This is a genomic window from Sphingomonas sp. CFBP 13733, from assembly GCF_014841795.1.
Taxonomy (GTDB): Bacteria; Pseudomonadota; Alphaproteobacteria; order Sphingomonadales; family Sphingomonadaceae; genus Sphingomonas; species Sphingomonas aerolata.
The window spans coordinates 296337-310741 of the sequence record NZ_JACYUP010000001.1 but is presented as its reverse complement, the minus strand read 5'-3'; the positions used below and the strand labels follow the sequence as shown (position 1 = coordinate 310741).

12 protein-coding genes are annotated in these 14405 nt (G+C 68.8%); 9 read left to right on the top strand and 3 right to left on the bottom strand.

Features of this window, described 5'->3' with window-relative positions; translation table 11 throughout:
* Genes IFT71_RS01170 through IFT71_RS01155 form a run of 4 tightly spaced genes read left to right on the top strand, consistent with a single transcriptional unit; the run spans position 1 to position 5127 of the window.
* The gene (locus tag IFT71_RS01170) at positions 1-1329 is read left to right on the top strand and encodes a TolC family protein (protein ID WP_244654687.1); all 1329 of its coding nucleotides are present in this window, start codon (positions 1-3) and stop codon (positions 1327-1329) included.
* Entirely contained in the window at positions 1326-3488 is a 2163-nt protein-coding gene (locus IFT71_RS01165; protein WP_342212566.1) for a type I secretion system permease/ATPase, read from the top strand. The genes IFT71_RS01170 and IFT71_RS01165 overlap by 4 nt, the downstream gene beginning before the upstream one ends.
* Positions 3485-4672, top strand: a complete 1188-nt coding sequence (locus IFT71_RS01160) for an HlyD family type I secretion periplasmic adaptor subunit (protein ID WP_192138858.1) — start codon at positions 3485-3487, stop codon at positions 4670-4672. Before IFT71_RS01165 ends, IFT71_RS01160 begins: the two co-directional genes overlap by 4 nt.
* On the top strand, positions 4669-5127 hold the full coding sequence (locus IFT71_RS01155) for a MarR family transcriptional regulator (RefSeq protein ID WP_192138857.1): 459 nt from the start codon (positions 4669-4671) through the stop codon (positions 5125-5127). Before IFT71_RS01160 ends, IFT71_RS01155 begins: the two co-directional genes overlap by 4 nt.
* 11 nt (positions 5128-5138) lie before the next feature.
* Here IFT71_RS01155 and IFT71_RS01150 read toward each other — a convergent pair whose 3' ends face one another.
* Positions 5139-6539, bottom strand: coding sequence for a sensor histidine kinase (locus tag IFT71_RS01150; protein ID WP_192138856.1), 1401 nt, complete (start codon positions 6537-6539; stop codon positions 5139-5141).
* Entirely contained in the window at positions 6529-7194 is a 666-nt protein-coding gene (locus IFT71_RS01145; protein ID WP_206757431.1) for a response regulator, read from the bottom strand. The genes IFT71_RS01150 and IFT71_RS01145 overlap by 11 nt, the downstream gene beginning before the upstream one ends.
* A gap of 113 nt (positions 7195-7307) precedes the next feature.
* On the opposite strand from IFT71_RS01145, the gene IFT71_RS01140 reads away from it, so the two are divergent.
* From IFT71_RS01140 to IFT71_RS01120, 5 genes are all read left to right on the top strand, one after another.
* Positions 7308-8396, top strand: coding sequence for an ABC transporter substrate-binding protein (locus IFT71_RS01140; RefSeq protein WP_192138855.1), 1089 nt, complete (start codon positions 7308-7310; stop codon positions 8394-8396).
* Positions 8393-9898, top strand: coding sequence for an OprO/OprP family phosphate-selective porin (locus IFT71_RS01135; protein ID WP_192138854.1), 1506 nt, complete (start codon positions 8393-8395; stop codon positions 9896-9898). Before IFT71_RS01140 ends, IFT71_RS01135 begins: the two co-directional genes overlap by 4 nt.
* A 164-nt stretch (positions 9899-10062) precedes the next feature.
* Positions 10063-11364, top strand: a complete 1302-nt coding sequence (locus tag IFT71_RS01130; RefSeq protein ID WP_056408458.1) for a CitMHS family transporter — start codon at positions 10063-10065, stop codon at positions 11362-11364.
* A 66-nt stretch (positions 11365-11430) separates the two neighbouring features.
* Complete coding sequence (locus IFT71_RS01125; RefSeq protein WP_192138853.1) at positions 11431-12084, top strand: alpha/beta fold hydrolase; 654 nt, start codon at positions 11431-11433, stop codon at positions 12082-12084.
* 121 nt (positions 12085-12205) lie between these two features.
* Positions 12206-12586, top strand: coding sequence for a hypothetical protein (locus IFT71_RS01120; RefSeq protein WP_236559173.1), 381 nt, complete (start codon positions 12206-12208; stop codon positions 12584-12586).
* Between the two features lie 95 nt (positions 12587-12681).
* Here the strand turns inward: IFT71_RS01120 and IFT71_RS01115 are convergent, their stop codons facing one another.
* On the bottom strand, positions 12682-14349 hold the full coding sequence (locus IFT71_RS01115; RefSeq protein ID WP_192138852.1) for a glycoside hydrolase family 43 protein: 1668 nt from the start codon (positions 14347-14349) through the stop codon (positions 12682-12684).
* Positions 14350-14405 lie beyond the last annotated feature (56 nt).

The following is a 14405-nucleotide window of genomic DNA, read 5'->3' as shown; positions in this document are numbered from 1 at the left end:
ATGATCACTTCCACTATGAGCGCGATGCGATCGCTGGCCGCGGGCGTCCTATTGGCGGCTGTACCGTGCAACGCCGGGCAAGCGGTCGACACCCCTGGCCCCGCGACGCCGGGTCCGGTGACGCTCGAAACCGCGGCACGCGAAGCGGTCGCCTGGCATCCGTCGTTGACCGAGGCAGCGGGCGCGCTGGCGGCGCGCGGCGAGGAGGTGAAGGCGGCACGCGCGGGCTATCTCCCCACCGTCAGCGCCGGGATCGGCAGCGGGTTTGACAGTCGCGTATCGGGCACCCTGCGGCCGCGACCCCAATTGGGTGCATCACAGATGCTGTTCGATTTCGGCAAGGTGTCGAGCGAGCTCGCGGGCGCGCGCGCCGGGACGCGGGTCGGGCGTGCCGAGATGCTGCTCGCGGTCGACACGTTGATCCGTGACACCGCCTATGCCGTGATCGAATATCAGCGCGCATCGGCCCAGCGCATAATCGCGCAGGAACAGGCCGGGCGCATCAGCGAGATCAGCGAGCTTGTCGGCAAGCGCACCGCCTTTGGCGCCGCGACCCGGTCGGACGCGCTGCAGGCCCAGGCGCGGGTCGAGGCGGCGATGGCGAGCCTCGCGACGGTCGAGGCCGCGGAACGCCGCTGGGCGAGCAACCTGGCGTTCCTGCTCGGGCGGGAGGCCCCACCCGCCGCGGTGTCCGCCGACGTCCCCGACTGGCTGATGCGGAGCTGTTCGGGTCCGGTGCCCGCCTGGGAGACGGTGCCGCTGGTCATGGCCGCCGAGGCGCAGGCGGACCGCGCCGCCGCCGCGCTGCGTCGCAGCCGCGCGGACCGCTATCCGACGCTGTCGATCGGCGGCGATGCCTCGACCGATGTGACCGCGCCGCTCGGCAATCGCAGCATCTACAATGTCGGCCTGCGCGTCTCGAGCAACATCTTCGCGGGCGGGGTCACGCGTGCGCGTGCGCGCGGCGCGGCGTTCGAGCTGGAGGCGGCCCAGGCCGCCACGCGCCGGGTCCGTAACGAGAGCAGCCAGCGACTGGCCGAGGCCCGCCAGCAGATCGACAGCCTGTCGCAGGTCGTCGCCACGCTGCAGTCGCGCCAGACCAACATGCGCGAGACGGGGCGGCTGTACCGGATCCAGTATCTCGAAATGGGCACGCGCACGCTCGTCGATCTGCTCAACGCCGAACAGGAATTCCAGCAGGTGCGGTTCGAGGCGGTGAACGTCGCGCAGACCCTGCGCAGCCTTCAGGTCGATTGCCTGTATCTGTCGGGCCGGATGCGCGACGCGTTTGCGCTGTCCGGTGCGACGGTGCGCGGGGTGACGCTGTGACCGCCGATCGGGTGCCGATCGCGGTGGCGGCGGGCGGACCGGGCGCCGGCATCGACGCGTGGCTCGACCTGCTTGGCCGCGTTGCCCGCCACTATCGCCTGCCGCTGTCCGAACAGCGTGCGCGGCTCGCCGCACATTGGGAGCTGGGCAATGATGACGAGGCGCGCATCCGCACGCTCGCGCGCGCGACCGGTCTCGGCGTGCAGTTCGTCCCCGCCGCGGGGATGCGGCTGACGAGCTGGCGACTGCCGCTGATCGTCCGGCTGCGCGACGGCGAGATCGCGCTGATCGAGGGGATCGACGCGGAGGGCCAGGCCCGGCTGATCGTGCCGGGCGACCGGGGTGGAGCGACGCATCTGCCGATCGACCAGCTGATCGCGGGCGCGACCGGTTATGTCATTCCCCGGCCGTCGCGCTCGGCCCCCGACACGCGGATCGACGCCTATATCCGGCCGTTCCAGGATCACTGGCTGCGCGACATCCTGATGGCCGACGCGCCGTCCTACGGCCATGTCATGGTCGCGTCGGTGGTGACCAACTGCCTGGGGCTCGCGGGCGTGCTGTTCTCGATGCAGGTCTATGACCGCGTCGTGCCGGCGGGCTCGATCCCGACGCTGACGATCCTGTTTATCGGGGTGCTGATCGCGATCGGTTTCGATTTCGTGTTGCGACGGCTCAGGACGAACATCGTCGATGTGCTTGGCAAGCGGGCCGATCTGCGCATTTCCGATCGGGTCTTCGGTCACGCGCTGCGGGTCCGCAACCGCGCGCGCCCGACCTCGACCGGGACGTTCATCTCGCAGCTGCGCGACCTCGACCAGGTGCGCGACATGCTGACCTCGACGACCGTCGCGACGGTCGCGGACGTGCCCTTCTTCCTGCTGTTCCTTGGCGTGCTCTGGTATGTCGGCGGCGCGCTGGCGCTGGTGCCGCTCGCCGCGCTGGTCCTGCTGCTGCTGCCGGGGCTGCTCGCGCAACGCCGGCTGCGAATGTACGCGACCGAATCGATGCGCGAATCCTCGCTGCGCAACGCGATGCTGGTCGAATCGGTGCAGGGTATCGAGGACATCAAGGCGCTGCAGGCGGAGGACCGGTTTCACCACCAGTGGAACCACTATACCGCGGTCGCGGGCGAGGCGCAGCTCAGGCTGCGCGGGCTGACCAACGGCCTGTCGGTGTGGACCCAGAGCGTCCAGAGCGGCGTCTATGCCGCGATCATCTTCGTCGGCGCACCGCTCGTGATCGCGGGCGACATCACCACCGGCGTGCTGGTCGCGACCTCGATCCTCGGCTCGCGGATGATGGCGCCGATGGCCCAGGTCACGCAGCTGCTCAGCCGGTTCCAGCATGCCAAGGTGGCGATGGGCAGCCTAAACCAGATCATGGCGCTGCCCGTCGACACCGCCGACGCGGATCACCGCATCCCGCTGCCCGTCGTCCAGGGCGACTTCGCGCTGCGGTCCGCCGTCTTCACCTATGCCGACCCCAACGCCCCCCCTGCCCTGACGGTCCAGACGCTCGACATCGCGGCGGGCGAGCGGATCGCGTTGCTGGGGCGCAACGGCGCGGGCAAGTCGACGCTGCTCCAGGGCCTGTCGGGGATGCTGCAGCCGGTGTCGGGCGAGGTGCTGCTCGACGGCCTCGCGCTGCATCAGGTCGATCCCGCCGATGTCCGCCGCGACATCGGCCTGCTGACCCAGACCTCGCGGCTGTTTCACGGGACGCTGCGCGAGAATTTGACGCTCGGCGCGCCGATGGCGTCGGACAGGGAGATTAGCGAGATGCTCGCGATGGTCGGCGCGGACACCATGGTCCGGCGGTTGCGCGACGGGCTCGGCCATGTCGTGCAGGAGGGGGGCAGAGGCCTGTCGGGTGGGCAGATCCAGGGGCTGCTGCTCGCGCGGCTGCTGCTCCGCCAGCCGAGCGTCGCGCTGCTCGACGAGCCGACCGCGGCGATGGACGAGGGTACCGAGCGGCACTTCATCGCGCGGCTGGGGGCGTGGAGCCGCACGCGCACGCTGATCGTCGCGACTCACCGGATGCGGATGCTTGAGATCGTCGACCGGATCATCGTGATCGACAACGGCACCATCGTCCTAAACGGCCCCAAGGACCAGATCCTCGCGCAGATGCGCGGGACGCGGAGTGCGGCGGCATGAGCGCGCGGGCGATCGACGACGACCACCTGTTCGGCGGCGAAGGCAGCGTCCGGCTCGCGACCGCGACGCGGCTCGTCTGGATCCTCGCCGCGCTGTTCGTGGCAGCACTGGGCTGGGCGTGGTTCGCGGCACTCGACGAGGTGGCGACGGGCGAAGCGCGCGTCGTGCCGACCAGCCGCGAACAGGTGATCCAGTCGCTCGAGGGCGGGATCCTGACCAAGCTTCCGGTGCGCCAGGACGATATCGTCACCCCGGGTCAGCTGCTTGCACAGCTCGATCCGACCCAGGCGGGGTCGACCGTCGACGAGACCGCCGCCAAATATCGCGCCGCGCTGGCCAGTGTCGCCCGCCTGACGGCGGAGGCGAACGGCACGCCGCTGACGTTCGCCGCCGAACTCGACCGCTATCCCGAGCTGAAGGCCGCCGAGACGCGGCTCCACGACACCCGGCGACGCAGCCTGCAATCGTCGATCCAGCTGATCGACCAGAGCCTGGCGCTGATCGGACGCGAGGTCCGGATCGGGGAATCGCTGATCGCGGTCGGTGCGGCGAGCAATGTCGAGGTGCTGCGGCTGCAACGCCAGCGGGCCGAGCTGGAGCTCAAAAAGGCCGATCTGCGGTCGCAATATATGGTCGAGGCGCGGCAGGATCTGGCGAAGGTGACCGAACAGGTCGACTCGCTCGCACCGGTGGTTCGGGGGCGGTCGGACACGCTGTCGCGCCTCACGCTGCGCTCGCCGGTGCGCGGGGTCGTCAAGAATATCGAGGTGTCGACGATCGGCGGCGTCGTGCCGCCCAATGGCAAGCTGATGGAGATCGTCCCGCTCGACGACCGGCTGCTGATCGAAGCGCGGATCCAGCCGCGCGACATCGCCTTCATCCGTCCCGGCCAGGCAGCCAGCGTCAAGGTGACCGCCTATGACTATTCGATCTATGGCGGCCTGACGGGCAGCGTGGTCAGCATCTCGCCCGACACGATCCGCGACGAGGTGAAGCCCGACATCCTCTATTACCGCGTGTTCGTGCGGACCAAGGCGGATTCGCTGACGAACAAGGCTGGCGCGAAATTCGCAATCACCCCCGGCATGGTCGCAACGGTCGATATCCATACCGGCAGCAAGACCGTGCTCCAATATCTCGTCAAACCCCTCAACCGGGCGCGGGAGGCGCTGCGCGAACGATGACCGATGTCGCACGCCGCAACCTGCGCGCACCCGGCGCCGGCGCCCCGAGACCGATCGCCCCCGCCTTGCTCGCCCGCGCGCGCCAGGCCCGCCAGCTGCGCGCGACGATGAGCGCGTTCCTGCCGCAGGACCTGCTGGTCGATCCGGCCTGGGACATGATGATCGACCTGTTCATTGCGGCCGCCACCGGCGAGACGCTCTGCGTGAAGGATCTGACGCTGATGTCGGGGGGCAGTGCAGCGGGGACGATGCGGCGGATCGATCGGCTGCAACAGGCCGAGCTGCTGCGACGCCATGTCGATCCCGCGGATCACCGGCGGGTGCATGTCAGCCTGACCGATACCGGCTACAAGGCGATGGCGGCGATGCTCGACCATCTGTTCGATCGCGGCGCCGGGGATGCGGCCCCGGCGGTGGCGCCGAAATCCTTCGCACCGGGCAAGCTGCGCGTCTGACGGGCGCGGCGTCAGCCGGCCGCGGCGGTGCCGGGGAAGCGGACGACGATCGTCGTGCCGCGGTCCGCTGCGCCGAAGCCGACGGTCGCGTTCAACCGCGCGACGGCGGAGCGGACGATCGCGAGCCCGAGCCCGCTGCCCTCCGGGCTGCCCGGTGCGCCGAGACGGACGAAGCGGTCGAACGCGACCTCGCGCTGGCTGTCCGCGATGCCCGGGCCGTCGTCGATCACCGCGATCGCGGTCTCCCCGCGCGAGGTCTGGAGGCTGACCGTGACCGTACCGCCGCGCTGATTGTAGCGGATGCCGTTGTCGACGAGGTTCGACAGGATTTCGAAGATCAGCGTCCGGTGGCCGGGTACCTGGTAGGTTTCGACCGGGTCGGTTTCGAGCGTGAGGTCGATCCCCGCCTCGATCGCCTGATTGATCTGGCGGGTGATGACCGCAGCGGCCACCTCGCGCAGGTCGACGGTTTCGAGCGGGGCGGACACCCCCGCCTCCTCCGCCCGTGCCAGCGCCAGCAACTGGGTGACGAGCCGTTCGAGCCGCGTCACGGCATCGCCGATCTCGTCGAGCGCCTCGTGCCGTTCGGCGCCCGAACCGCGCCGCGCGAGCGCCACCTGAACCTTAAGGACCGAGAGCGGCGTGCGCATCTGGTGAGACGCGTCGGCGGTGAAGCGGCGCACGCCGACCGTCGCGGTATCGAGCTGCGCGAGCAGTCGGTCGAACGCGCCGGCGAGCGGCCGCAGCTCGCGCGGCAGCGGCCCCGTGTCGAGCGGCGAGAAGTCGGGCCGCGCCCGCTTGTCGCGTGCCTCGATCGCACCGCGCAGCCGGGCCAGCGGGCGCAGGCTCCACCCCAGCGCCGGGCGAAGCAGCAGCGCGGCACCACCGACCAGGACGCACTCGCCGATGAGCAGCGCGATCATCAGACGGCGGGTCAGGGCTGACCGGTTGTCGATCGTCTCGGCGATCTGCACGATCACCGGCCGGTTGATCCGCGGCAGGTCGCGACGGACCTCGGCGATGCGGATCCGCTGACCGCGATAACGCGCAAAGCGGTAGGCGGGCACATCGACCGCGAGGGCGGCGGGATCGGGTGCGGGCAGGTCGGCATAGCCGGTGAGCAGGTCGCCGCCGACCGCGATGCGGTAATAGACATTGTCGCGTTCGGCATTCTCGAGCATCCCGAAGGCGGCGGCGGGAAGGTCGAGCGTGACCTCGCCGCGCTCGACCTGCACGGTCTCCGCGATTGCGCCGAGCGCGCCCCCGAGCACGCGGTCGCTGGTGCGCCGGACGACATCGGTGATCAGCGTCGCACCGACCACGCCGATCAGGATCGCCGCCGCGAGCAGCGGGCCGAGCACCGCCACCAGCAGGCGCGTCCGCAGCGCGGGGGCACGCGCCTCAGCCGGCATCGAGCATATAGCCGACGCCGCGGACGGTGCGGATACCTGGACCGTCGGGGGCAAGCTTGGTCCGCAGCCGCGTGACATGGACCTCGATCGCGTTGCCGCCAACGGGTTCGTCGAATCCGAACACCTCGCCGATGAGCAGTTCGCGTGGCACGACGCGACCCGCACGCATCGCCAGCGCCTCGAGCACCGCGCGTTCGCGGCGGCGCAGGTCGAGGACCCGGCCGGCGATATCCGCATCGCTCGTCGAGCGGTTCATCGTCAAACTCCCCACGCTCAGCACCGGGAGCGGATCGCCGCCGCGCCGTCGTCCCAGCGCGCGGACCCGCGCCTCGAGCTCCTCGGGGTCGAACGGTTTGCGCAGATAGTCGTCGGCGCCGAGATCGAGCCCGCGCACGCGGTCGTCCAGCGCATCGCGTGCGGTCAGCATGAGCACGGGCACACGCTCGCCGCGTCGCCGCAGCGTCTCGAGCACCGCGAAACCGTCGATCCCGGGCAGCCCGACATCGAGGATGACCAGCGCATAGGGCTCGCCCGCGACGATGCCGAGCGCCTCCTCGCCGGTCGCGACATGATCGACCGCATTGCCGCCCGCCCGCAGCAATGCCGCGATGCTCCGCGCCAGCGCGGCGTCGTCCTCGATCAGCAGAATGCGCAAATCGGCTTACCTCGTTGATTCAAAAGGGCGTGAAAGGTTGGTGACAGCTTCGATTCGTATTCCACCGCTACTGCCTATCCGAACACAGAGACGGAAGGCGAGGAGAGGTGACGATGGCACGAATGGTTCTCACGATCGGATTGCTGACCACGCTGACCGGGTTCGCGGCGACCGCGGTATCGGCGCAGCGTCCGGCGGGCTATCCCCGCTCCTATGACACGCTGATCGAAAGCGCACGCGCCGAGCGGCAGGTCCGGATCTATGGCAATGCCGATCGCGCCGAGCTGCTGCCGGTGGTCGCCGCGTTTCGCAAACGCTATCCCGGCATCACCGTCCTCTACGCCGATCTCGGATCGACCGAAATGTATCGCCGCTTCGTCGCCGAGACGCGCGCGCGGCGCCTGTCCGCCGATCTGGTCTGGTCTTCGGCGATGGATCTGCAGGTCAAGCTGATCAACGACGGTTTCGCGCAAAGCTATGCCAGCCCCGAAAAGCCCGCGCTTCCCGCCGTCTCGGTCTGGAAGAACATGGGCTTCGGCGTCACTGCCGAGCCGATCGGGATCGTCTACAACAAGCGGCTGCTGCCGCCGGCGCGCGTGCCGCGGACGCATGCCGAACTGGAGGCGCTGCTGCGGACGCAGCGCACCGCGCTGACCGGGCGCGTGACGACCTTCGATCCGTCACGCTCGAATGTCGGCTATCTCTATCTGTCGGAGGACATGGCGATCACGCGCGACACGCGGTCGTTGCTGGAGGCGATCGCGGCGACGAAGCCGGTCCTGTCGCGGACCAGCGAGCCGATGCTGCGCGGCGTCGCCGAGGGCCGGCAGGCGATCGCCTACAACGTCATCGGCTCCTATGCGCTCGAGCGGGCGAGCACCGATCCGCGGATCGGCGTCGCGTTTCTCAAGGACTATACGATCGTCACGTCGCGGATCGCGTTCATCGCGCGCGAAGCCGCGCACCCGGCGGCCGCCAAGCTGTTCCTCGACTTCCTGCTGTCGCGCGAGGGCCAGTCGCTGCTCGCAAAGCGCAGCCTCTGGCCGGTCCGCACCGACGTGCCCGCGCGCCGCCTTTCCGCTGCGCAGGCCCGACCGATCCGGGTCGGACCGCAGCTTCTCGTCACGCTCGATCATCTCAAGCGCCAGCGCTTCCTGCGCGACTGGACCGCCCTTCTTGCCAACGGAGCCTCTTCCCGATGACCCCATTTCGTACCGGCTGCGCTCTCGTCGCGCTGATCATCGCGACACCCGCGCTCGCCCAGACCGGGGCACCGGCGCCCGGCGACGCCGACCTCGCCGCACTGGTCCGCGCGCAGGCGGCCGAGATTGCCACGCTCAAGTCCCGGCTCGACCGGCTCGAGACCAACGCGGTCGTCGCGCAGGCGGCTGCGCCGGCGGCACCTGTCCAGCAAACCGGGGCTGCGCCGCAGCCGCAGTTCGCGCAGACGGGCGAGCCCCGGCGGACCGTGCCGTTCGCACCGCAGCTCGCGCCCCCCGGCCCCGCCGACCGCAGCGTCGCGCAGGCCGTGGCGGCACGCGACAATCCATCGGGCCTGACGACCGAATGGGGTGCCGGCCTGCCGGTCTTCCACTCGGCGGACGGCGTCTATACCTTCAAGCCGCGCGGCCGGATCCTGACGGATGTGAGCTCGAGCTTCGGGTCGAAATATGACGGCCGCAACATCACGACGACGGGGATGCGGGCGCTGCGCCTTGGTCTCGAAGGCGGCGTCGGGACGCATTTCTTCTATCAGTTCGAAAGCGACTTTTCCGAAAACGAGGTCGACGTCGTCACCGCGTTCGTCGGCTGGCGCAACCGTATCACGCCCGGTCTCGATTACGACGTGCGCGCAGGCCATCTGTTCAACGACCGCAGCTTCGAGGGATCGACCGGGTCGGACTCGACCCCGTTCCTCGAGCGCACGACGGTCGCCACGGCGATCATCCCGCAGCGCGGCTTTTACGGCATCGGCGTGATGCCGCGGATCTTCTGGAAGACCGGCCACGCGTCGGTGACCGTCACCGGCGACCGGATCGACGGCACGCAGACGGTCGGCGACAGCCGCACCGTGCTCGGCCGCGCGCACTGGAATCCGATCAAGTCCGACACCGGCGTGCTTCATGTCGGGCTCTGGGGGTTCGACGAATCGCTGTCGTCCGTCGCGGGTACGCTGACCCGCAACACGGTGATCGGCGGACGCTTCAACGGCGCGTTGCGCGTGTCGAGCGGACCGCTGACGGGCGGGACCGGGACGACGGGTTACGGCGTCGAGCTTGGGGGCTATCGCGGGCCCTTGTGGGTGATGGGCGAAGCCGGCCAGCGCAATGCGCGGCTCGACGGTGGACGGCCCGACTTCGTCAGCAAGGCGTGGAGCGTGTCGGGTGGTCTCTTCCTCACCGGCGACCTGCCGCCCTATAACCCGCGGCTCGGCAGCTTCGGCCAGCCCAAGGTGCTCAAACCCACCTTCGATGGCGGCGTCGGCGCGATCGAGCTGACCGCGCGGTACGAGAGCCTCGATTACAGCGACCTGCTGACCGGCGGCGACGGCTGGGCGGCGACGGTCGGGGTGAACTGGTATCTCAACAGCTTCACCCGGTTCCAGGTCAACGCGATCCAGTGGAACACCGACAATCGTGCGGGCGACTATGTCGGCAACGACAGCGGCCAGACGGTCAGCGCGCGCGTCGGTGTGACGTTCTGATGCGGCGCGCCGTCTCCGGCATCTACCGCTCCGTCATCCTGACGAAAGTCAGGATCCAAAGCCAGACAGGATGGCGCTCCGTAACCCTGGATCCTGACGTTCGTCAGGATGACGGGGGTTTTGCCCCCACCCCCCTTTTTCACGCCCTTTCCTAGGACGATGCGATGAACCTTGCCCTGCTTGGCTTCCTGATGGTCGCCACGTTCATGACGTTGATCATGACCAAGAAGATGACACCGCTGGTCGCACTGATCGTGATCCCCTCGATCTTCGGCGTCTTCGCCGGCGAGGCCGCGGGTCTCGGCCCGATGATGATCGACGGGATCAAGAACCTCGCGCCGACCGGCGTGATGCTGCTGTTCGCGATCCTGTTCTTCTCGACGATGACCGACACCGGCCTGTTCGATCCGCTGGTCGGACGGCTGATCCGGATGGTGCACGGAGACCCGATGCGGATCCTGATCGGCACGGTCGTGCTGTGCGCGCTCGTCAGCCTCGATGGTGACGGCTCGACCACCTACATCATCACGATCGCCGCGCTGCTGCCGCTGTACAAGCGCTATGACATGAACCGCCTGTATCTCGTCTGCCTGCTGATGACGACGAGCGGGATCATGAACCTGACGCCGTGGGGCGGGCCGACCGCACGCGCGGCAAGCGCGCTGAAGCTCGATCCCGCGACGCTGTTCCTGCCGCTCATCCCCGGCATGATCGCTGGGCTCGCCTTCCTCGTCGGGCTGGCGGTGTATTTCGGCCGCAAGGAACGCGCGCGCATGGGCGAAGCGGGCATCACCGCGACCGACACGTTCACCGGCATGGCGGTGTCGCAATATCCCGAAGCGCGCCGGCCCAAGCTGATCTGGTTCAACGCAGCCCTCGTCGTCACGCTGCTGACGCTGCTGGTCTGGGGCATCCTGCCGCTGTCGGTGCTGATGATGCTCGCCTTCGCGATCGCGATGATCGTCAACTATCCCGGCGTCGCCGACCAGAAGGAACGCATCTCCGCGCATGCCGGCAATGTGCTGGCGGTCGTGTCGCTGATCTTCGCGGCGGGCATCTTCACCGGGATCCTCGGCGGTACCGGCATGGTCGAGGCGATGAGCAAGGCGGTGGTCGGCGTGATCCCGCCGGCGATGGGCCCCTATATGGCGCCGATCACCGCAGCGCTCAGCCTGCCCTTCACCTTCTTCATCTCGAACGACGCCTTCTACTTCGGGATGCTGCCGATCCTCGCCGAAGCGGGCGCGCATTACGGCGTCGCACCCGAGGCGATCGCGCGCGCGTCGCTGATGGGCCAGCCGGTCCATCTGCTCAGCCCGCTGGTGCCGTCGACCTATCTGCTCGTCAGCCTGGTCGGGATCGATCTGGCGGATCATCAGCGGTTCACGCTGGTGCCGGCCATCCTGGTCTGCGCGGTGATGACGGTGGTGGGCATGATCGCGCTCGCCTTCCCGTTCGTCGCCTGACCGGTCCGGCCGCCCGATGATGCCCCCCGCCATCCGCCCCCTGCTTCCCGCCACCGGAGACACCGCATGACCCGTTCGCCGATCCCGCTCGTGCTGCTCCCCGCCATGGGCTGTGACGGGCGACTCTGGGCACGGCAGATCATGGATCTTGCCGCGCTCGCCGAGCCCGAGTTTCATGACCTGTCGCAGGACGACACGCTGTCGGCGATGGCCGCGCGCGTGCTGGCCAAGGCGCCGCCGCGCTTCGCGGTCTCGGGGGTCAGCCTGGGGGGCTATGTCGCGATGGAGATGGTGCGGCAGGCACCCGACCGGGTCCTGCGTGTCGCGCTGTTCGGCACGCGCGCGTCGATGACGATGCGTCCGCGGACGGTCGACGGCCAGGGGCTGCTCGCGACCGCGCCGCATGCCGATCCGCGACTGACCGCGATCGTGGCGGGCCCGGTGCAGGCGATGGCGGACCGGGTCGGCAAGGCGGTCTTCGAACGCCAGCAGCGCGCGCTGCTCGAACGGCCCGACATCAGCGACGCGATCGCCGCGATCCACGTGCCGACGCTCGTCGCGGTGGGCGATCGCGACCGGATCTGCACGCCCGACGATGCGCGTGCGCTGGCCACGCTGATCGAGGGCGCGCGATTCCACGAGCTGCGGGGCTGCGGCCATCTCGCCCCGCTCGAACGGCCGGGCGAGGTCACCGCCCTGCTGCGCGACTGGTTGCGCTGACGCACGCGACGGGCGCGCGAACAAAATGCGATCATGTTGATGCAGGTTGATAGGAATGGCGGGACATTCGCGCCGCCCGACCGCGTTGATGCTCGCCGATACCGGCTAGGAGAGAGCAGACATGGCCGTCAAATTTGCAGGAACGATGAACGCGATCAATCGCGGACTCGACGCGACGAAGCCCGCCAAGGGCGCCGACATGGTCGAGGATTGGGAAGCCGCACTCGCCGATATCGAGACACCCGGCGCCAAGGGCATTCTTCGGGACCTGGCATCGCTGCGCAAGCAGCTCGAGAAGGACACGCCGGACGCCGACCGCGTCCATGCGCTGCTGCACCGGCTTGGTACCGCGACGACCAAGATCGCGGAAAAAGCTGACACGTCGCAGGACAAGCTGCGTGCGCTCGGCGAGGCGCTGACCGAAGCGGGCGAGGACAGCCCGGACGAGGAAGAGGACGTCGCCGCAGCCGCAAGCCCGAAGCGCGCGCGCAAGAAGGCCTGAGGTTCAGGCGCGGGCCGGCAAATCAGCCGGCCCGCGCCTTTTTCTTATTCCGGCGTCACGCCCGCAGCGGTAACGCGTAGCGGTGCCACGCGGGGTTAGTGCGTCCAGGCATAGGGGCCAACGAGCGTACCGACGAACCCACCCGCGATCCGCGTGCTCAGGAACCGGACGTCGACATCTGATACAAGCGTGCGCGGCGTTGCGCCGGTCGTGTAGCTAAAGCGCATCGTACCCCCGGTGGCGTCGATCGTCAGCGTAACCGGACCCGCCGGATCGACCGGCGCGCTCGCGACGAGCTGCTCCTTGCCTTCCTGCGTCGTATAGAGAGCCACGACGGGCTTCTCCGCTATCCGCGTCAGCCCGAAGAAGAGATGTGCCTTGTCGCTCTGCATCGCGGCTAGGCCGGCACGATCGCCGGTTTTCGGCGAAAATCGCAGCGTGGTCGAGATCGTCGCGTCGTGATGCTGCTGGCGCCGGCCGACGAAGGCGGGAACGCCCGCGAGATCGCCCATCGGCGCGCCCCGGCCGAGCACGAGCTCTCCCTCGGTCAGGCGATAAAAGGGTGCCTTGGGGGTGCGGACACCGACCCATTGCATCGCCAGCCGATCGCCGTCGAACTCGTCGACAAAGGAAAAGGCGCCGGCGGTCGGCACTGGTCCCGGGCGCTGCGCGGGCAGTCCGGGCGAGGCCGCGACTTCGGGAACGCGCTGCCCCTTGGGCAGGATGATCGGCCAGCCATCCTTCCACGTCACGGGCAGCAGGAACGTCTCGCGACCGATATTGTAATAGTCGCCTGAATAGGGCCGGACCGCGAGGAAGGTCGCCCACCAGTCGCCTGTCTGCGTCTGGACCAGTTCGGCATGCCCCGCCGAGGTGATCGGCCGCGACCTTGCGGGGTCGAGATCGCGCTGCGTCAGTATGGGGTTGCCGGCATAGGGCTCATAGCGGCCGCGCAAGGTCCGCGACCGGAGCACGACCTGAGAATGGTTGACGCTCGTGCCGCCCTCCGCGGCGGTCAGATAATACCAGCCATCCTTGCGGAAGATGTGCGGCCCTTCGATCCACGCCGGCTTTTTCGACAGGTCGACGCCGCCATTGACGAGCTGCGTGCTCTCGCCGACCATCTGCCCCTTGCGCCAGTCATATTCCTGGATCCAGATCGCGCGGTGCCCGTCATAGCGTGGGGGTTCGGCGGGGGCGCGGTTGTTGACGATATAGGCCTTGTCGCCTTCCCAGAAGATCGAGGGATCGATGCCCTCGAACGGCAGCCAGATCGGCGCCGACCAGGGGCCGGCGGGATTGCGCGCGGTGATGACGAAATTGCCTTTGCACTCGACGCACGTGTTGACGATGTAGAAGACGCCGTCGTGATGGGAGATGTCGGGCGCAAACACCGCCTGCGACGTCCGCATGCCGGTGAAGTCGAGCTGATCGGGGCGGTCGATCGCGTTGCCGATCTGAGTCCAGTTCACGAGGTCGCGCGAATGGAAGACCGGCAATCCGGGGAAATGCGCGAACGACGAATTGACGAGATAATAGTCCTCGCCCACCCGGGTGACCGACGGATCGGGATAATAGCCCGACAGGATTGGGTTGCGATACTGGTTGCGCTGCAACGGTGCCGCGCCGGGCGACCGCCCCTCATAGCTGAAACGGCTGAACCGGGGCGATGCGTCGGACGGCGCAGCGGCGGTCTGCGCCGGGCTGCCCTGCGCGACGCTGGTGCCGGCGAGCGCGATGAGAGCGAGGGTGAGGATGCGCATGAGGGGGAATCCTTTGTCCGGAGCGGGCGGCGTACAGACTGGTCGTCGGGTCCTTG

Bases quoted from the DNA above. Each gene is read 5' to 3' on its own strand.
- IFT71_RS01170 (WP_244654687.1), top strand. From the start codon at position 1: ATGATCACTTCCACTATGAGCGCGATGCGATCGCTGGCCGCGGGCGTC.
- IFT71_RS01160 (WP_192138858.1), top strand. From the start codon at position 3,485: ATGAGCGCGCGGGCGATCGACGACGACCACCTGTTCGGCGGCGAAGGC.
- IFT71_RS01155 (WP_192138857.1), top strand. From the start codon at position 4,669: ATGACCGATGTCGCACGCCGCAACCTGCGCGCACCCGGCGCCGGCGCC.
- IFT71_RS01150 (WP_192138856.1), bottom strand. From the start codon at position 6,539: ATGCCGGCTGAGGCGCGTGCCCCCGCGCTGCGGACGCGCCTGCTGGTG.
- IFT71_RS01140 (WP_192138855.1), top strand. From the start codon at position 7,308: ATGGCACGAATGGTTCTCACGATCGGATTGCTGACCACGCTGACCGGG.
- IFT71_RS01135 (WP_192138854.1), top strand. From the start codon at position 8,393: ATGACCCCATTTCGTACCGGCTGCGCTCTCGTCGCGCTGATCATCGCG.
- IFT71_RS01130 (WP_056408458.1), top strand. From the start codon at position 10,063: ATGAACCTTGCCCTGCTTGGCTTCCTGATGGTCGCCACGTTCATGACG.
- IFT71_RS01125 (WP_192138853.1), top strand. From the start codon at position 11,431: ATGACCCGTTCGCCGATCCCGCTCGTGCTGCTCCCCGCCATGGGCTGT.
- IFT71_RS01120 (WP_236559173.1), top strand. From the start codon at position 12,206: ATGGCCGTCAAATTTGCAGGAACGATGAACGCGATCAATCGCGGACTC.
- IFT71_RS01115 (WP_192138852.1), bottom strand. From the start codon at position 14,349: ATGCGCATCCTCACCCTCGCTCTCATCGCGCTCGCCGGCACCAGCGTC.